Consider the following 18,843-nt stretch of genomic DNA (forward strand, 5'->3'; position numbering starts at 1 on the left):
ATGTTCCAGTTATCTGTTCAGGATATCCACCCGGGCGCTCAGGCCGGGGATAAAGAAGAAGCTATTCGCCAGGTTGCCGCTGCGCTTGTGCAGGCGGGTAACGTCGCGGACGGCTATGTCAACGGCATGCTGGCCCGCGAGCAGCAGACCTCAACCTTCCTCGGCAATGGCATTGCCATTCCGCACGGCACAACCGACACCCGCGATCAGGTGTTGAAAACCGGCGTTCAGGTTTATCAGTTCCCTCAGGGCGTGCTCTGGGGCGACGGTCAGGTGGCCTATGTGGCTATCGGCATCGCGGCCAGCAGCGATGAACACTTAGGTCTGCTGCGTCAGCTGACGCATGTCCTGAGCGATGACGATGTGGCTGAACAGCTGAAGTCCGCTACCACAGCTGAAGAGCTGCGCGCCTTGCTGATGGGCGAAAAACAGAGCGAAGCGCTGAAACTGGATAATGAAACGCTGACGCTGGATGTGGCTGCCTCCGATCTGGTGACGCTGCAGGCGCTGAACGCGGGTCGTCTGAAGGAAGCCGGCGCGGCGGATGCCACGTTTGTGACGCGCGTAATTAACGATAAGCCGTTGAATCTGGGTCAGGGTATCTGGCTGAACGACAGTGCTGAAGGCAACCTGCGCAGCGCTATCGCCGTGAGCCGCGCGGCCAATGCGTTTGACGTGGAAGGCGAGCGCGCGGCCATGCTGGTGACCGTGGCGATGAACGATGAACAGCCGGTTTCCGTGCTGAAGCGTCTGGGCGATCTGCTGCTGAACAACAAAGCTGAAAAACTGCTGAACGCTGATGCCTCCACCGTGCTGGCTCTGCTGACCAGTGATGATGCGCCGACTGAAGACGTGCTTACCGCTGAGTTCGTGGTACGTAACGAACACGGCCTGCATGCCCGTCCGGGCACCATGCTGGTGAATACCATTAAACAATTCGAGAGTGAGATCACCGTGACGAATCTTGATGGCACGGGCAAACCGGCCAACGGCCGTAGTCTGATGAAAGTTGTCGCGCTGGGCGTGAAGAAAGGCCACCGTCTGCGTTTCACCGCGCAGGGTGCCGATGCTGAACAGGCGCTGAAAGCGATTGGCGACGCCATCGCGGCGGGTCTGGGGGAGGGCGCATAATGAGCAGACGTGTTGCGACTATTACGCTGAACCCGGCTTATGACCTGGTAGGATTTTGCCCGGAAATTGAGCGCGGCGAAGTCAACCTCGTGCGTACCACTGGCCTGCATGCTGCGGGTAAAGGGATTAACGTCGCGAAAGTGCTCAAGGATCTCGGTATCGACGTCACCGTGGGTGGATTCCTCGGTAAAGATAACCAGGATGGTTTCCAGCAGCTGTTCAGCGAGCTGGGTATTGCCAACCGTTTTCAGGTTGTTCAGGGCCGTACCCGCATCAACGTTAAGCTTACCGAGAAAGACGGTGAAGTGACCGATCTGAACTTCTCTGGCTTCGAAGTGACGCCGTCGGACTGGGAGCGTTTTGTGAACGACTCTCTGACCTGGCTCGGTCAGTTTGACATGGTCTGCGTCAGCGGCAGCCTGCCGTCCGGCGTGAGCCCGGAAGCGTTTACCGACTGGATGACGCGCCTGCGCAGCCAGTGCCCGTGCATCATTTTTGACAGCAGCCGCGACGCGCTGGTTGCGGGCCTGAAAGCCTCGCCGTGGCTGGTGAAGCCGAATCGCCGCGAGCTGGAGATCTGGGCGGGTCGTAAGCTGCCAGAATTAAAAGATGTGATTGACGCTGCCCATGCGCTGCGCGAGCAGGGTATCGCTCACGTGGTGATCTCTCTTGGTGCAGAAGGCGCGCTGTGGGTTAACGCGTCTGGTGAATGGATCGCCAAACCGCCGTCAATGGAAGTTGTCAGCACCGTTGGCGCAGGGGATTCCATGGTTGGCGGCCTGATTTATGGTCTGCTGATGCGTGAATCCAGTGAACATACTTTACGTCTTGCCACCGCCGTTGCTGCCCTGGCCGTAAGCCAGAGCAATGTCGGCATTACCGATCGTACCCAGTTAGCCGCGATGATGGCGCGCGTTGACTTAAAACCTTTTAACTAACAGCAGGAGAGGAATAATGAAAACGCTGCTGATCATTGACTCCGGTCTCGGACAGGCTCGCGCCTATATGGCGAAGACCTTGCTGGGCGCGGCGGCACAAAAAGCACATCTGGACATTATCGATAATCCAGGCGATGCAGAACTGGCCATTGTACTGGGCGACAAAATCCCGGCTGACAGTGCGCTGAACGGCAAAAAAGTGTGGCTGGGCGATATTAATCGCGCGGTGGCACATCCCGAACTGTTCCTGAGCGAAGCGAAAGGTCACGCGTCTGTCTACAGCGCGCCAGTCGCGACGGCACCGGCTGCGGCCACGGGGCCGAAACGCATTGTTGCTGTGACGGCCTGCCCGACGGGCGTGGCTCACACCTTTATGGCAGCTGAAGCCATTGAAACCGAAGCGAAAAAACGCGGCTGGTGGGTAAAAGTTGAAACGCGCGGCTCCGTCGGTGCCGGTAACGCTATCACCCCAGAAGAAGTGGCTGAGGCCGATCTGGTGATCGTGGCGGCGGATATCGAAGTGGACCTGGCGAAATTTGCCGGTAAGCCAATGTATCGTACGTCTACCGGCCTGGCGCTGAAAAAGACCGCGCAGGAGTTTGATAAAGCGCTGGTGGAAGCGAAGCCGTATCAGGCAACCGGCGCGCGTCCAACCGCGACGGAAGGTAAGAAAGAGTCTGCAGGCGCCTATCGCCATCTGTTGACCGGTGTGTCTTACATGCTGCCGATGGTGGTTGCGGGCGGTCTGTGTATTGCCCTCTCGTTCGCATTTGGTATTACCGCGTTTAAAGAGCAAGGCACGCTGGCCGCTGCGTTAATGCAGATTGGCGGCGGATCCGCGTTCGCACTGATGGTCCCCGTTCTGGCAGGCTTTATTGCCTTCTCCATCGCTGACCGTCCTGGCCTGACGCCGGGTCTTATCGGCGGTATGCTGGCCGTGAGCACCGGTTCTGGCTTTATCGGCGGTATTATCGCGGGCTTCCTGGCCGGTTACGTCGCGAAGCTCATCAGCTCGAAGCTCAAGCTGCCGCAGAGTATGGAAGCGCTGAAACCGATTCTGATCATCCCGCTGATTTCCAGCCTGGTGGTCGGTCTGGCGATGATTTACCTGATTGGTAAGCCGGTTGCAGGCATCCTGGCGGGTCTGACCCACTGGCTGCAAACCATGGGTACCGCGAACGCGGTTCTGCTGGGTGCTATCCTCGGCGGCATGATGTGTACCGACATGGGTGGTCCGGTGAACAAAGCGGCGTACGCCTTTGGTGTTGGCCTGCTGAGTACCCAGACCTACGCACCGATGGCTGCCATCATGGCGGCAGGCATGGTGCCGCCTCTGGCGCTCGGTCTGGCGACGATTATTGCCCGTCGTAAGTTCGATAAAGCGCAGCAGGAAGGCGGTAAAGCGGCGCTGGTGCTGGGCTTGTGCTTCATTACCGAAGGCGCGATTCCGTTCGCAGCTCGTGACCCAATGCGCGTTCTGCCATGCTGTATCGTCGGTGGCGCGGTAACGGGGGCAATCTCCATGGCGATTGGCGCGAAGCTGATGGCACCGCACGGCGGTCTGTTCGTGCTGCTGATCCCGGGCGCCATCACCCCGGTCCTGGGCTATCTGCTGGCGATTATCGCGGGTACGCTGGTGGCGGGTCTGTCTTACGCGGTGCTGAAGCGTCCGGAAGCGGAAGTCGTGGCAAAAGTAGCGTAAGCGTTAAACAACAAAAAAGCCGGGTGCATAATGCAACCCGGCTTTTTTTATGCCGCCTGTTCAGCGGTTTGCTGTGCCTTCAGCCAGGCAATCTCTTCCGCCCAGATGTCCGGGTTAATGGTTTCCAGCACCATCGGAATACCGTCGAAGCGGGCGTCCTGCATGATGAAGCGGAACGCATCGTGGCCAATGTTGCCTTCGCCCAGGCTGTGGTGGCGGTCAACGCGGCTGCCGAACGCACTTTTTGCATCGTTCAGGTGCATGCCGCGCAGGTACTGAAAGCCCACAATGCGCTCGAACTCATCAAACGTGTTTTTCGTTGCCTCGGTGGTGCGCAGGTCATAACCGGCGGCAAACGCGTGGCAGGTATCAATGCACACGCCAACGCGGGATTTATCCTCCACGCCGTCGATAATCGCCGCCAGATGTTCGAACCTAAAGCCGAGGTTGCTGCCCTGACCGGCGGTATTCTCAATCACCGCGGTGACGCCTTTAGTCTTGTCCAGCGTGATGTTGATGGACTCGGCAATGCGCGCCAGGCAGGCATCTTCGTCGATTTGCATCAGATGGCTACCAGGATGGAAGTTCAGCAGCGTCAGCCCCAGCTGTTCGCAGCGCTGTACTTCATCAAGAAACGCCTCGCGGGATTTTTCCAGCGCCTCTTCAACCGGGTGACCGAGGTTGATCAGGTAGCTGTCGTGGGGGAGGATCTGGCCGGGCCCGTAGTGGTATTTCTCACAGGCGGCTTTGAAATCATCAATCACCTCAGCGGTGAGCGCTGCGGCGCGCCACTGGCGCTGGTTTTTGGTGAACAGGGCGAAAGCGGTCGCCTCGATTTCGGCGGCGCGAATGGCGGCATTCGCAAGGCCACCTGCAGCGCTGACGTGCGCTCCAACGTATTTCATAAAAAAACTCCTGCTAACCCGAAACGCTTATGATAGCGGGTTAGCAGGAGAAGGACGAGATGGTTTATGCCATCAGGCTGTGCACCGCGAGGTTAATGGCACCGCCGCCGACAATCAGCCAGATGAAGAGTACCAGCGCCATCAGCAGCGGTTTGGCACCGGCTTTTTTCAGCGCGCTGACGTGTGTGGTGACCCCCAGCGCCGCCATCGCCATCGCCAGCAGCACGGTATCCAGCGTTACCAGCATATCGACAACGGCTTTCGGCAGCAGGTGGAAGGAGTTGAAAATCGCCACCACGATAAACAGGATCGCAAACCACGGAATGGTGATTTTACTCTTCTGATTACTGTCCGCCGGTGCCAGCTGCTTAACCCGCGCGGCGAGGAAAATCAGGAACGGCGCCAGCATCATCACGCGCAGCATTTTGGCAATCACCGCCGCGTTTTCAGCTTCCGGGTTAATGGCATGTCCTGCCGCCACCACCTGGGCCACTTCGTGCATGGTCGAACCGATGTAGATGCCGTAGGTTTCCGGGCTAAACCAGTGTGCCACCAGCGGATACATCGCCGGGTAGAGGAAGATCGCCAGCGTACCGAAGATCACCACCGTCGCCACCGCCACGGTCACCTTGCTGGCTTCGGCTTTAACCACGGGCTCTGTTGCCAGCACCGCCGCCGCTCCGCAGATACTGCTCCCGGCACCGATCAGCCAGCTGGTTTGCTTATCCAGGCCAAAGACTTTCTGGCCGATAAAGCAGGCCAGTAAAAAGGTGCTGGTCAGGGTCAGGACGTCGATAGCGATTCCGCTCACGCCCACGTCCGCAATCTGCGAAAAGGTGAGGCGAAAGCCGTAAAGGATGATCCCGAGACGCAGCAGGTGCTGTTTGGCAAAGATCACGCCGCCGTCGCAGGATTTCCAGATATGCGGGTAAACGGTATTTCCCACGACCATGCCCAGCAAAATGGCCAGCGTCAACGCGCTAAAGCCTGCGCCTGCGATAGCCGGGATGCTGCCGCCCCATAATGCTACGGCGGTCACTGCTGCGCTAAGCGCGAGGCCCGGCACGAAGTGCCACACTGTACGATGATGTTGTAAGGTGATTTCTGACATAACCTTCTCCTTTGTCTGGCTAAAGGTTACGGCGCTCTGGCTTAAAAATAAAATTGATTATATACTTATAATCAATCTATATAAGTGGTAAGCAACCATGCACATTACATTGCGTCAGCTGGAGGTGTTTGCCGAGGTGCTGAAAAGCGGTTCGACGACCCAGGCGTCACAAATGCTGGCGCTCTCGCAGTCTGCGGTCAGCGCGGCGTTGACCGATCTTGAAGGACAGCTGGGCGTTCAGCTTTTCGACAGGGTAGGGAAGCGTCTGGTGGTCAACGAGCACGGCCGTCTTCTTTATCCACGCGCGCTGGCGCTGCTCGAGCAGGCTATCGAAATCGAACAGCTGTTCCGCGAGGACAACGGCGCGATCCGCGTCTACGCCAGCAGCACCATTGGGAACTACATCCTGCCGGAAGTGATTGCCCGCTACCGCCGGGATTTCCCCACCCTGCCGCTGGAGATGAGCGTGGGCAATAGCCAGGACGTGATCAACGCGGTGATCGATTTCCGCGTGGATATCGGCCTCATCGAAGGGCCTTGCCATAACGTCGATATCATTGCCGAGCCCTGGCTGGAAGACGAGCTGGTGGTGTTTGCGTCCCCGGCCTCGTCGTTATTGCAGGGCGAGGTGACGCTGGAGCGCCTGGCGCAGGCGCAGTGGATCCTGCGCGAACAGGGCTCCGGCACGCGTGAAATTGTCGATTATCTGCTGCTTTCCCATCTGCCGCATTTCCAGCTAGGGATGGAGCTTGGGAACTCCGAGGCCATCAAGCACGCGGTGCGTCATGGCCTGGGGATCAGCTGTCTTTCGCGGCGCGTCATTGCCGAACAGCTTGAAACGGGGTCGCTGGTTGAAATCCCGGTTCCATTGCCGAAGCTGGTGCGCACGCTATGGTGCATTCATCACCGCCAGAAACACCTTTCCAGCTCTCTGCAGCGTTTTCTGCGCTACTGCGCCATTTAACGCTCCCCGGTGGCGCTTCGCTTACCGGGGCTACGCGCGCCTGTCACCCCACATTTTTATGCTTTACTTATAATCCTGGCCGAGTCATGAAGCTCTCTTATAACTGAGTATTTCTGCCGGAAGGAACGCGGATCGTCTGCTACAATCGCGCCTCATTTATTAAATGGACAGCATTTTCATATGGTTTCAGAAATTAAAACCACAGAAGCGCCCACGCTACGTCGTGAACTCAAGGCGCGTCACCTGACGATGATCGCTATTGGCGGCTCAATCGGTACAGGTCTTTTCGTTGCCTCTGGCGCAACAATTTCGGCAGCAGGCCCGGGTGGGGCACTCTTCTCTTATATCCTGATTGGCCTGATGGTGTACTTCCTGATGACCAGTCTCGGCGAACTGGCCGCGTACATGCCGGTATCCGGTTCGTTCTCGACCTACGGTCAAAAATACGTTGAAGAAGGCTTCGGCTTCGCGCTGGGCTGGAACTACTGGTACAACTGGGCGGTCACTATCGCCGTTGACCTTGTCGCCGCACAGCTGGTGATGAACTGGTGGTTCCCGGATACGCCGGGCTGGATCTGGAGCGCCCTGTTCCTGGTCGTCATCTTCCTGCTGAACTACATCTCCGTGCGCGGTTTCGGCGAAGCGGAATACTGGTTCTCTTTGATCAAAGTGGCAACCGTCATCATCTTTATCGTCGTCGGTGTGGCGATGATCGTTGGTATTTTCAAAGGCGCAGAACCTGCTGGCTGGAGTAACTGGGCGATAGGCGATGCGCCGTTTGCCGGGGGACTGTCGGCGATGATTGGCGTGGCGATGATTGTCGGCTTCTCCTTCCAGGGGACAGAGCTGATTGGTATCGCCGCCGGTGAGTCAGAGAACCCGGAGAAAAATATTCCGCGTGCGGTCCGTCAGGTCTTCTGGCGTATCCTGCTGTTCTATGTGTTCGCGATCCTGATTATCAGCCTGATCATCCCGTACACCGATCCAAGCCTGCTGCGTAATGACGTAAAAGACATTAGCGTCAGTCCGTTCACGCTGGTCTTCCAGCACGCCGGTCTGCTTTCAGCCGCGGCAGTGATGAACGCCGTTATCCTGACCGCTGTGCTTTCAGCCGGTAACTCCGGGATGTACGCGTCCACCCGTATGCTCTACACGCTGGCATGCGACGGTAAAGCACCGCGTATCTTCGCGAAGCTGTCCCGTGGCGGCGTACCGCGTAACGCGCTCTATGCCACAACGGTGATTGCCGGTCTGTGCTTCCTGACCTCCATGTTTGGTAACCAGACGGTGTACCTGTGGCTGCTTAACACGTCCGGGATGACGGGCTTTATTGCCTGGCTGGGGATTGCCATTAGCCACTACCGTTTCCGCCGCGGCTTCGTCAAGCAGGGTCACGATATTAACTCGCTGCCGTATCGCTCCGGCTTCTTCCCGCTGGGTCCCATTTTCGCTTTCATTCTGTGCCTGATCATTACGCTTGGGCAGAACTATGAAGCGTTCCTGGCGGACACCATTGACTGGGGCGCCGTCACGGCGACCTACATTGGTATTCCGCTGTTCCTCGTCATCTGGTTTGGCTACAAGCTGACGAAAGGAACAAAATTCGTTCGCTACAGTGAAATGGAATTCCCGGAACGATTTAAACAATAACCGCACTTCCTCTCTTTTAACCCGCTCATTCGAGCGGGTTTTTTTATTCCCGCAGGCTGAAACAAAGATATATTTCTTAACAATTTAATTGATAATAATTATCGTTTGCTTTATCGTTATCAAAAATAAGCGTGTCACCGACCCACCGCAGATGTGGGCGGCAGGGAAGACGCTGTGAGCAATGATGATTTGATTTAGTTGTATTTACCTCATGGAGATATGGAATGTTTAGGTTGAATCCCTTCGTCAGGGGAGGACTTTTTGCGTCCGCAATGTCCCTGGCCCTGCCTGTTATCGCAGCGGAATCCGGCGACACAATGGTTGTAACGGCCTCCGCGACCGAGCAAAACCTGAAAGATGCACCCGCAAGCATCAGCGTGATTACCCAGGAAGATTTGCAGCGCAAGCCCGTTCAGAATCTGAAAGATGTGTTACGGGATGTGCCGGGCGTTCAGCTCACGAGCGAAGGGGACAACCGTAAAGGGGTAAGTATTCGTGGACTGGACAGCAGCTATACGCTGATCCTAGTCGACGGCAAGCGCGTCAACTCGCGTAACGCGGTGTTCCGCCATAATGATTTCGACCTCAACTGGGTGCCGGTTGACGCCATCGAACGAATCGAAGTGGTACGCGGACCGATGTCTTCTCTGTACGGTTCCGATGCGCTGGGCGGCGTGGTGAACATTATCACCAAGAAAATCGGCCAGAAATGGACGGGCACCCTGAGCGCCGACTCCACGATTCAGGAACACCGCGACCGTGGAGATACGTACAACGGCCAGTTCTATACCAGCGGTCCGCTGGTGGACGGCCTGCTGGGGCTGAAAGCCTACGGTAGCCTCGCGAAGCGTGAGAAAGACGGTCAGCAGAAATCCTCTACCACGGCGAGCGGTGAAACGCCGCGCATTGAAGGCTTCACCAGCCGCGATGCGAATGTGGAGTTCGCCTGGACACCGTCTGAAAATCATGACTTTACGGCGGGCTACGGTTTCGACCGTCAGGATCGTGACTCGGATTCCCTCGATAAAAACCGCCTTGAGCGTCAGAACTACTCTCTCAGCCACAACGGTCGTTGGGGCGTCGGCAACAGCGAGCTGAAGGTCTACGGCGAAAAGGTGGATAACAAAAACCCGGGCAACAGCAATCCGATCACCTCCGAGAGCAACGCGGTGGACGGAAAATACGTGCTGCCGCTGGGCGAAATCAACCAGCTGCTGACCTTCGGCGGCGAATGGCGTCACGATAAGCTGAAAGATCCGGTCAACCTGACGGGCGGTTCCAGCAGCAGTACGTCGACAAGCCAGTATGCCCTGTTCCTGGAAGATGAGTGGCGTATTTTTGAACCTCTGGCGCTGACCACCGGCATCCGTATGGACGACCATGATACCTACGGCGATCACTGGAGTCCGCGAGCCTATCTGGTCTACAGCGCGACCGATACCGTAACGGTGAAAGGGGGCTGGGCCACCGCGTTTAAAGCGCCGTCGCTGCTGCAGCTAAGCCCGGACTGGGTCACCGGCTCGTGCCGCGGTGCCTGTGAGATTGTCGGTAACCCTGATCTGAAGCCGGAAACCAGCGAGAGCTTCGAATTCGGTCTCTACTACAGCGGGGAAGAGGGCTGGTTAGAGGGCGTGCAGGCCAGCGTCACCACCTTCCAGAATAATGTGGATGACCGCATCAGCATTAACCGTACGGCCAATGTAAATCAGGCCCAAAGCTACCCTAACTACGTTGGCCTGAATGCGGACGGTGAACCGATTTTCCGCTACTACAACGTTAACAAGGCGCGCATCCGCGGGGTGGAGACCGAGCTGAAATTCCCGCTGGCGGACGACTGGAAAGTGACGCTGAACTACACCTACAACGACGGTCGTGACATCAGCAACGGCGGCAACAAGCCGCTGTCCGATCTGCCGTTCCACACCGCCAACGGTACCGTTGACTGGAAGGCGACGCAGGACTGGTCGTTCTATGTACAGGGCAACTACACCGGCGAGAAACGCGCGCTGACCAGCAGTGCAGCAACGCCGGGTGGCTACGTCATCTGGAATACCGGCGCCGCGTGGCAGGCGACGAAAAGCGTGAAGCTGCGCGCGGGCGTGCAGAACCTGCTGGATAAAGATCTCAGCCGTGACGATTACAGCTACACGGAAGATGGCCGTCGCTACTTTGTCGGTGTGGATTATAAGTTCTGATGTAACCTTTATGCCCGGTGGCGCTTCGCTTACCGGGCCTACAACAACCACGAATGTAGGCCGGGTAAGGCGAAGCCGCCACCCGGCAATCACCCGCACTTACCCAAACAAATGCTCCGCATGGAAGCGGACATGATCCTCAATAAAGGACCCGATAAAGTAATAGCTGTGGTCATACCCCGGCTGGATGCGCAGCGTTAGCGGCCAGTCCTTCTGGCGTGCCGCTTCTGCCAGCACCGCAGGCTGTAGCTGTCCGGCGAGGAACTGATCCGCATCGCCCTGATCGATAAGCATCGGGATCGCATTTGCCGAGCTGCTGGCCAGCATCAGCGCACAGCTGTCCCATTCCTGCCATTTTGCTTCATCTTCACCCAGATAGTTGGTGAAGGCTTTCTGCCCCCACGGCACCTGAGTAGGGTTCACAATTGGCGCAAATGCCGACACGCTGACGTATTTTCCCGGATTTTTGAGCGCCATGATTAGCGCCCCGTGTCCACCCATGGAGTGGCCGCTGATGGCGCAGCGGTCGCTTACCGCAAACCCGGACTGAACCAGCGCGGGCAGCTCGTCGCGAATGTAATCATACATGCGGTAGTGGCGCGCCCAGGGCTGCTCGGTTGCATTCAGATAAAACCCGGCGCCTTTGCCCAGGTCATATCCTGCATCGTCGGCCACATCATCGCCACGCGGGCTGGTGTCTGGCATCACCAGCGCAATGCCCAGCTCGGCGGCAAGCCGCTGCGCGCCTGCTTTGGTGGTGAAGTTTTCGTCGTTGCAGGTCAGGCCTGACAGCCAGAACAGAACCGGCGGATTTTCCGTCGGCGGCAGGAAAATGCTGAACGTCATCGCACAGTTCAGGACGGTGGAGTCATGCCGCCAGCGCTGCTGTCGACCTTCAAAACAACGGTGCTCTTCGAGCAGTTCCATGCAGGGCTCCTTAATGAGAATGCGTATTCATAAAAACCATAATACAGCCTTTTCATTGACCTGTGAGTAACTTTCACTTTCGCCAGACGGCGAGATGCTGCATCATAAATTTACTTTTCTTTAACAATTGGAGCCGTCATGGCGCTGCGTATTGCGCTCAGTGGGTTTGTCGTTCTGGTGGTGGCGATGGGGATAGGGCGCTTTGCCTTTACGCCTCAGGTGCCGCTCATGATTGCTGCCGGGCAGCTTACGCTGACCAGCGCGGGTCTGGTCGCGGCGATGAATTATCTGGGCTATCTGGTGGGCGCATGGGATGCCATGCGCGCGCATCGCTTTGTAGAAACGCGCCTCTGGCTTGGCATCACCGGTGCGGTTGCGCTGACGCTGCTCTCCGCGGCGGCGGATAATGCCGTCGTGCACGGCCTGCTGCGCTTCGTGATTGGCTGCATGAGCGGCTGGTCCATGGTACTGATTGCCGCCTGGACCAACGAACGGCTGGGGCAGCTGGGTAAACCGGGCCTGAGCGCTGCCGTGTTTGCCGGACCGGGGGCGGGCATTGCCCTGAGCGGGCTGCTCGCCGTCTATATTCAGGCGAAATCCCTTTCGGCCGGGGCGGCATGGCAAATCTACGGCGTGCTGGCGCTGGTGCTGATTGCCCTGGTGGCGCGTTACCTGCCGCGGTCCGGGCAGCTCCATCGGCCAGGCACCGCGCCGGAGCCGCTGGTGCTGACGGCGGATTTAAAGCGCCTGGTCTGGAGCTACAGCCTGGCCGGGTTTGGCTATATCCTCCCGGCGACCTTCCTTTCACAAATGGCGGCGGTGCGTTTTCCCGGCAGCCTGTTTGCCCAGTTTGTCTGGCCGATTTTTGGCATCGCCGCCGTGGTGGGCATTGCGCTCAGTATTCTTTTACGCCACACCTCAACGGCTAACCGCAGGCTGGCTATCGTGCTGTGGTTACAGGGGGCTGGCGTGCTGGCGGCCTGGCTGCTGCCGGGGATTGGCGGTTTGCTGACGGGCGGGCTGCTGGTGGGCGGCGGCTTTTTGTGTGCCGTGCAGCTCTCTCTTTTATACGGTCGCGAGCTGGCGCCAAACCACACGCGCTATATGGCCGGCCTGCTCACCACCGGGTATGCGGTTGGTCAGTTGATTGGCCCGATGACCTCGGCGTTATCAACCTGGCTTACCCACCGGCTGGAGCCTGCGCTGGGGCTGGCGGGCGTTGCGCTGTTCGTCGGGGGAGCCCTGGTCTGGAATCGTCACGCTGAAAGGCAACAGCAATTGCAATAATTATCGTCGTGAATACTGGATTATGTGCGCGGCCTCACGCACAATGAGCGCATACTTTTGCCACAACGAGGGCAAAAGACGCCACACCTGCAGGAGAACAAAATGTCATCACTCAGTAAAGAAGCTGCCCTGGTCCACGAAGCCCTGGTTGCGCGCGGTCTTGAAACGCCACTGCGTCCGCCCGTACAGGATTTGGACAATGAAACCCGCAAGCGTCTGATTGCCGGTCATATGACCGATATCATGGAACTGCTGAATCTCGATCTGAGTGACGACAGTCTGATGGAGACGCCTCACCGCATCGCGAAAATGTACGTCGACGAAATTTTCTCCGGGCTGGACTACGCCAACTTCCCGAAAATCACCGTCATTGAAAACAAGATGAAAGTGGATGAGATGGTGACGGTACGCGATATCACGCTGACCAGCACCTGCGAACACCATTTTGTGACCATCGACGGTAAAGCGACCGTGGCGTATATCCCAAAAGATACGGTGATTGGCCTGTCGAAGATCAACCGCATCGTGCAGTTCTTTGCTCAGCGTCCGCAGGTGCAGGAGCGTCTGACGCAGCAGATCCTGACCGCGCTGCAAACGCTGCTGGGCACCAATAACGTGGCCGTCTCTATCGACGCGGTTCACTACTGCGTGAAGGCGCGCGGCGTGCGTGATGCAACCAGCGCGACCACAACAACCTCGCTGGGCGGCCTGTTTAAATCGAGCCAGAATACCCGCCAGGAGTTCCTGCGCGCGGTACGTCACCACAACTAAGTCTTACAGGGCAGGAACCATGGAGCGAAACGTCACGCTCGATTTTGTTCGCGGCGTCGCCATTCTCGGTATCCTGCTGCTTAATATCAGCGCCTTCGGCCTGCCGAAGGCGGCTTATCTCAATCCTGCCTGGTATGGCGACATCACGCGCAGTGATGCCTGGACGTGGGCTGCCCTCGATCTCTTCGCTCAGGTTAAATTCCTCACGCTGTTTGCCCTGCTGTTTGGCGCTGGTCTGCAACTGCTCCTCAAACGCGGTACGCGCTGGATCCAGTCGCGCCTGACGCTGCTGGTTCTCCTCGGCTTTATCCACGGCCTGTTCTTCTGGGACGGCGATATTCTTCTCGCGTATGGGTTAGTCGGGCTCATCTGCTGGCGTCTCATTCGCGATGCGCACAGCGTAAAAAGCCTGTTTAACACCGGCGCGATGCTCTACGTCATGGGGCTTGCTGTACTGCTGCTGCTGGGGATGATCTCCGGCGAGGCGACAAACCGTGCCTGGATCCCGGATGCCGCAAACCTGCAGTACGAACAGTACTGGAAGCTGAAGGGCGGTACGGAAGCGATAAGCAACCGCGCGGATATGCTGGGGGATAATCTCCTTGCGCTGGGGGCGCAATACGGCTGGCAGCTGGCGGGGATGATGCTGATGGGCGCGTCACTGATGCGCACCGGCTGGCTGAAAGGCGAATTCAGCCTGCGTCACTATCGGCGAACGGGGGTCGGGCTGGTGCTGCTCGGCGTGTTGATTAACCTCCCGGCGGTCATTGCGCAGTGGCACCTCCACTGGGATTACCGCTGGTGCGCATTCCTGCTCCAGGTGCCGCGCGAACTGAGCGCACCGTTCCAGACCATCGGCTACGCGGCGCTGATCTATGGCTTCTGGCCATCGCTTTCCCGCCTGTGGATCGTCAGCGCTATCGCCTGCGTGGGCCGCATGGCCTTAAGCAATTACCTCCTGCAAACGCTTCTCTGCACCACGCTTTTCTATCGCTTTGGCCTGTTTATGAAATTCGACCGCCTCGCGCTGCTGGCGTTTGTTATCCCTGTCTGGGTGATTAACCTGGCGTTTTCTGTTCTCTGGCTACGCTATTTCCGTCAGGGACCGCTGGAGTGGGTGTGGCGTCAGTTAACCGCACATGCTTCAGGGGTATCATTGAGAAACACATTCAGATAACGATCTGGATCACAATCATTAACAAAACGGATGTAAGCGTTTTCATGAGTGTGAGCTTCTTCACGTAGTCCCCTTCCTCTCGCTGCCAAAATAGCCACCTTGCTAAACACAGGGGGTGTCTGTGAGTTGCTGCAATCCTTTGAAGGATGGTGAATATGATCACCATTCGTGACGTCGCCCGTCAGGCGGGCGTTTCTGTGGCTACCGTGTCACGCGTTCTTAACAATAGCGCGCTGGTCAGCCCTGATACCCGTGAAACCGTAATGAAAGCCGTGACCCAGCTCGGGTACCGGCCAAATGCCAATGCGCAGGCGCTTGCGACGCAGGTCAGCGACACTATCGGCGTGGTGGTGATGGATGTATCAGATGCCTTTTTCGGCGCGCTGGTGAAAGCGGTCGACGTGGTCGCCCAGCAGCATCAGAAATACGTCCTGATCGGCAACAGCTATCATGAGGCGGAAAAAGAGCGCCATGCCATCGAAGTGCTGATTCGCCAGCGCTGTAACGCCTTGATTGTCCACTCAAAAGCCTTGAGTGATGAAGAGCTAACCGGCTTTATGGATCAGATACCAGGCATGGTGTTGATCAACCGCATCGTTCCCGGCTATGCCCATCGCTGCGTCGGGCTGGATAACGTCAGCGGCGCCATGATGGCCACGAAAATGCTCATCAACAACGGGCATCAGCGGATCGGTTATCTGGCCTCCAGCCATCATATTGAAGATGACGATATGCGGCGCGAGGGGTGGCAAAACGCCCTGAAGGAGCACGGCATAACGCCGTCAGAAAGCTGGACAGGCACCGGTACGCCGGACATGCAGGGCGGTGAGGCGGCTATGGTCGAGCTGCTGGGCCGCAACCTGCAGCTTTCTGCGGTGTTTGCCTATAACGACAGCATGGCGGCAGGGGCCCTGACGGCGCTGAAAGATAACGGCATTGCAGTGCCACAGCATTTGTCACTCATTGGCTTTGATGATATCCCGATTGCCCGTTACACCGACCCGCAGCTGACAACGGTGCGCTACCCCATTGCTTCTATGGCGAAACTGGCGACTGAGCTGGCGTTACAGGGGGCGGCAGGGCTGCTGGACCCGGGTGCAACGCATTGTTTCATGCCGACTTTAGTGCGTCGGCACTCCGTCGCGGCTCGACAAATTGTGGTTCCGATCACTAACTGATTACATGATGTGATGTAACCGTTTTCAATCTGTGAGTAAATTCACAGTATCTTAACAAGGCGCTGACTATGATGTCAGCGTTTTAGGAGCTGAAACGCTATGTAACGGTGATTATTCACTTTCACTATAGCCAACGTGCCGCAAACAACGAATAAAACGCATTTCTGGAGCGTTACCGAACACGGAAGATAGAAATTTTATAAGTGAACTTCGGCTGTCAGTAACGTTTTATTAACACCTGCCCGCCGATCGTTATTCACAAGAACTACCCTGCATAAAAAAAACCGGAGATACCATGAATAAGAAGGTGTTGACCCTGTCTGCTGTAATGGCAAGCATGCTTTTTGGTGCAGCAGCGCACGCTGCGGATACCCGTATTGGTGTGACCATCTATAAATACGACGACAACTTCATGTCTGTTGTGCGTAAAGCGATTGAGAAAGATGCGAAAGCAGCGCCAGACGTTCAGCTGCTGATGAACGACTCCCAGAACGACCAGTCCAAACAGAACGACCAGATCGACGTTCTGCTGGCGAAAGGCGTGAAGGCCCTGGCCATCAACCTGGTTGACCCGGCTGCAGCAGGCACGGTTATTGAAAAAGCGCGCGGCCAGAACGTGCCAATCGTCTTCTTCAACAAAGAACCTTCCCGTAAAGCGCTGGATAGCTACGACAAAGCGTTCTACGTCGGTACCGACTCCAAAGAGTCCGGTATTATTCAGGGCGATCTGATCGCCAAACACTGGGCGGCGAACCCGAACTGGGACCTGAACAAAGACGGTCAAATTCAGTTCGTGCTGCTGAAAGGCGAACCTGGCCACCCGGATGCTGAAGCCCGTACCACTTACGTTATCAAAGAGCTGAACGACAAGGGTCTGAAAACCCAGCAGCTGGCGTTAGATACCGCGATGTGGGATACCGCTCAGGCGAAAGATAAGATGGACGCGTGGCTGTCCGGCCCTAACGCGAACAAAATCGAAGTGGTTATTGCCAACAACGATGCGATGGCAATGGGTGCGGTAGAAGCGCTGAAAGCGCACAACAAATCCTCCATTCCTGTGTTCGGCGTCGATGCGCTGCCGGAAGCACTGGCGCTGGTTAAATCCGGTGCAATGGCCGGTACCGTGCTGAACGATGCCAACAACCAGGCGAAAGCGACCTTCGATCTGGCGAAAAACCTGGCCGACGGTAAAGGTGCGGCTGATGGCACCAACTGGAAAATTGAAAACAAAATCGTTCGCGTACCTTACGTGGGCGTAGACCAGTCCAACCTGGCTGAGTTTATCGGTAAATAAGTTAGTTGTTATGTCTCCACTGGGCGCAATTCGTTGCGCCCATTTATAACGCGATATGCGAGGCCAACAAGGTATAATTATGGTCAGCACAAATACTCAGTCGTCCGGTGAATACTTGTTGGAAATGAGCGGGATCAACAAGTCCTTTCCCGGTGTTAAGGCACTCGATAATGTTAATTTAAAAGTGCGTCCTCACTCTATTCACGCCTTAATGGGTGAGAACGGTGCGGGTAAATCAACATTATTAAAATGTCTTTTTGGGATCTATCAAAAAGATTCTGGCAGCATTCTTTTTCAGGGGAAAGAGATCGATTTCCATTCAGCGAAAGAAGCGCTGGAAAACGGTATCTCGATGGTTCACCAGGAATTAAACCTGGTGCTGCAGCGTTCAGTCATGGATAACATGTGGTTGGGGCGTTATCCAACCAAGGGTGTCTTTGTCGATCAGGAAAAAATGTATCGCGACACCAAAGCGATTTTCGATGAGCTGGATATTGATATCGATCCGCGCGCCCGCGTGGGAACATTATCCGTCTCCCAGATGCAGATGATCGAAATCGCCAAAGCGTTCTCCTATGATGCGAAAATTGTCATCATGGACGAACCAACATCTTCATTAACGGAAAAAGAGGTTAATCACCTTTTTACCATTATTCGTAAGCTAAAAGATCGCGGCTGCGGCATTGTGTATATCTCCCACAAAATGGAAGAGATCTTCCAGCTGTGCGATGAGATCACCATCCTGCGCGACGGTCAGTGGATTGCCACGCAGCCGCTGGAAGGGCTGGACATGGACAAGATCATCGCCATGATGGTAGGCCGTTCCCTGAACCAGCGCTTCCCGGATAAAGAGAACAAGCCGGGTGAAGTCATCCTGGAAGTGCGCAATCTGACCTCGTTACGCCAGCCGTCCATCCGCGATGTCTCCTTCGACCTGCACAAGGGTGAAATCCTGGGGATTGCCGGTCTGGTCGGTGCAAAACGCACCGATATCGTGGAAACCCTGTTTGGCATCCGTGAGAAAGCTCAGGGCACCATTACGCTGCACGGAAAGAAAATTAACAACCACAACGCCAACGAAGCCATTAATAATGGTTTTGCGCTGGTGACGGAAGAGCGTCGTTCGACCGGTATTTATGCCTATCTGGATATTAACTTTAACTCGTTAATTTCTAACATTCGCAATTACAAAAACAAAGTCGGACTGCTGGATAACTCCCGCATGAAGAGCGATACCCAGTGGGTTATTGACTCCATGCGCGTGAAAACGCCAGGACACCGCACCCAGATTGGTTCGCTGTCAGGCGGTAACCAGCAGAAAGTCATTATCGGACGTTGGTTATTAACCCAGCCAGAAATTCTGATGCTGGATGAACCGACCCGCGGTATTGACGTCGGCGCGAAGTTTGAAATTTATCAGCTGATTGCCGAGCTGGCGAAAAAGAATAAAGGGATCATTATTATTTCTTCCGAAATGCCGGAATTGTTAGGGATCACGGATCGTATTCTGGTTATGAGCAATGGTCTCGTCGCCGGTATTGTTGACACCAAAACGACAACGCAAAACGAAATTTTGCGTCTTGCGTCTTTGCACCTTTAAGATCAGGGGCTCC

General features: G+C 56.4%; 15 protein-coding genes. 12 read left to right on the top strand and 3 right to left on the bottom strand.

Features of this window, described 5'->3' with window-relative positions; genetic code table 11:
* The 3 genes from fruB to fruA are packed head-to-tail and all read left to right on the top strand — an operon-like array spanning position 1 to position 3,771.
* Positions 1-1,131 (top strand): fused PTS fructose transporter subunit IIA/HPr protein, encoded by a 1,131-nt coding sequence (fruB, locus tag AB8846_RS14040; RefSeq protein WP_370732958.1) that lies wholly within the window; start codon positions 1-3, stop codon positions 1,129-1,131.
* Complete coding sequence (fruK, locus tag AB8846_RS14045; RefSeq protein WP_008500936.1) at positions 1,131-2,069, top strand: 1-phosphofructokinase; 939 nt, start codon at positions 1,131-1,133, stop codon at positions 2,067-2,069. The genes fruB and fruK overlap by 1 nt, the downstream gene beginning before the upstream one ends.
* Positions 2,070-2,085: 16 nt before the next feature.
* Entirely contained in the window at positions 2,086-3,771 is a 1,686-nt protein-coding gene (gene fruA / locus AB8846_RS14050) for a PTS fructose transporter subunit IIBC (RefSeq protein ID WP_370732959.1), read from the top strand.
* A 47-nt stretch (positions 3,772-3,818) separates the two neighbouring features.
* Here fruA and nfo read toward each other — a convergent pair whose 3' ends face one another.
* Both nfo and AB8846_RS14060 read right to left on the bottom strand, forming a co-directional pair.
* Complete coding sequence (nfo, locus tag AB8846_RS14055) at positions 3,819-4,676, bottom strand: deoxyribonuclease IV (RefSeq protein ID WP_063143775.1); 858 nt, start codon at positions 4,674-4,676, stop codon at positions 3,819-3,821.
* A gap of 64 nt (positions 4,677-4,740) precedes the next feature.
* Positions 4,741-5,787 carry a YeiH family protein gene (locus tag AB8846_RS14060; RefSeq protein ID WP_023312477.1) on the bottom strand — a complete coding sequence of 349 codons (1,047 nt, stop codon included), beginning with the start codon at positions 5,785-5,787 and terminating at the stop codon, positions 4,741-4,743.
* Between the two features lie 97 nt (positions 5,788-5,884).
* On the opposite strand from AB8846_RS14060, the gene yieE reads away from it, so the two are divergent.
* The 3 genes from yieE (at position 5,885) to cirA (ending at position 10,596) form a co-directional block, all read left to right on the top strand.
* A complete protein-coding gene (yieE, locus tag AB8846_RS14065) occupies positions 5,885-6,751 on the top strand; it encodes a DNA-binding transcriptional regulator YeiE (protein ID WP_023312476.1) in 867 nt (288 codons plus the stop codon).
* Positions 6,752-6,931: 180 nt separating this feature from the next.
* Positions 6,932-8,401 carry an amino acid permease gene (locus AB8846_RS14070; RefSeq protein ID WP_063143776.1) on the top strand — a complete coding sequence of 490 codons (1,470 nt, stop codon included), beginning with the start codon at positions 6,932-6,934 and terminating at the stop codon, positions 8,399-8,401.
* Positions 8,402-8,625: 224 nt separating this feature from the next.
* Entirely contained in the window at positions 8,626-10,596 is a 1,971-nt protein-coding gene (cirA, locus tag AB8846_RS14075; protein WP_370732960.1) for a catecholate siderophore receptor CirA, read from the top strand.
* A gap of 99 nt (positions 10,597-10,695) precedes the next feature.
* Here the strand turns inward: cirA and fghA are convergent, their stop codons facing one another.
* Positions 10,696-11,523 carry an S-formylglutathione hydrolase gene (gene fghA, locus AB8846_RS14080; RefSeq protein ID WP_370732961.1) on the bottom strand — a complete coding sequence of 276 codons (828 nt, stop codon included), beginning with the start codon at positions 11,521-11,523 and terminating at the stop codon, positions 10,696-10,698.
* 138 nt (positions 11,524-11,661) lie between these two features.
* Between fghA and AB8846_RS14085 the strand changes: the two genes are divergently transcribed.
* The 6 genes from AB8846_RS14085 to mglA all read left to right on the top strand — a co-directional run bounded on the left by AB8846_RS14085 (position 11,662) and on the right by mglA (position 18,830).
* Positions 11,662-12,810 (top strand): YbfB/YjiJ family MFS transporter, encoded by a 1,149-nt coding sequence (locus AB8846_RS14085; protein WP_370732962.1) that lies wholly within the window; start codon positions 11,662-11,664, stop codon positions 12,808-12,810.
* Positions 12,811-12,912: 102 nt separating this feature from the next.
* Positions 12,913-13,581, top strand: coding sequence for a GTP cyclohydrolase I FolE (folE, locus tag AB8846_RS14090; RefSeq protein WP_008500927.1), 669 nt, complete (start codon positions 12,913-12,915; stop codon positions 13,579-13,581).
* 19 nt (positions 13,582-13,600) lie between these two features.
* Positions 13,601-14,758: a DUF418 domain-containing protein YeiB gene (yeiB, locus tag AB8846_RS14095; protein ID WP_370732963.1), complete on the top strand. Its 1,158-nt coding sequence runs from the start codon at positions 13,601-13,603 to the stop codon at positions 14,756-14,758.
* A gap of 155 nt (positions 14,759-14,913) precedes the next feature.
* Entirely contained in the window at positions 14,914-15,936 is a 1,023-nt protein-coding gene (gene galS, locus AB8846_RS14100) for an HTH-type transcriptional regulator GalS (protein ID WP_331411885.1), read from the top strand.
* Between the two features lie 295 nt (positions 15,937-16,231).
* Positions 16,232-17,230: a galactose/glucose ABC transporter substrate-binding protein MglB gene (gene mglB, locus AB8846_RS14105; RefSeq protein ID WP_063143782.1), complete on the top strand. Its 999-nt coding sequence runs from the start codon at positions 16,232-16,234 to the stop codon at positions 17,228-17,230.
* 79 nt (positions 17,231-17,309) lie between these two features.
* Positions 17,310-18,830: a galactose/methyl galactoside ABC transporter ATP-binding protein MglA gene (mglA, locus tag AB8846_RS14110; protein WP_032658961.1), complete on the top strand. Its 1,521-nt coding sequence runs from the start codon at positions 17,310-17,312 to the stop codon at positions 18,828-18,830.
* Positions 18,831-18,843 lie beyond the last annotated feature (13 nt).

It is taken from the genome of Enterobacter sp. KB-221C9 (assembly GCF_041320715.1).
GTDB lineage: Bacteria > Pseudomonadota > Gammaproteobacteria > Enterobacterales > Enterobacteriaceae > Enterobacter > Enterobacter asburiae_D.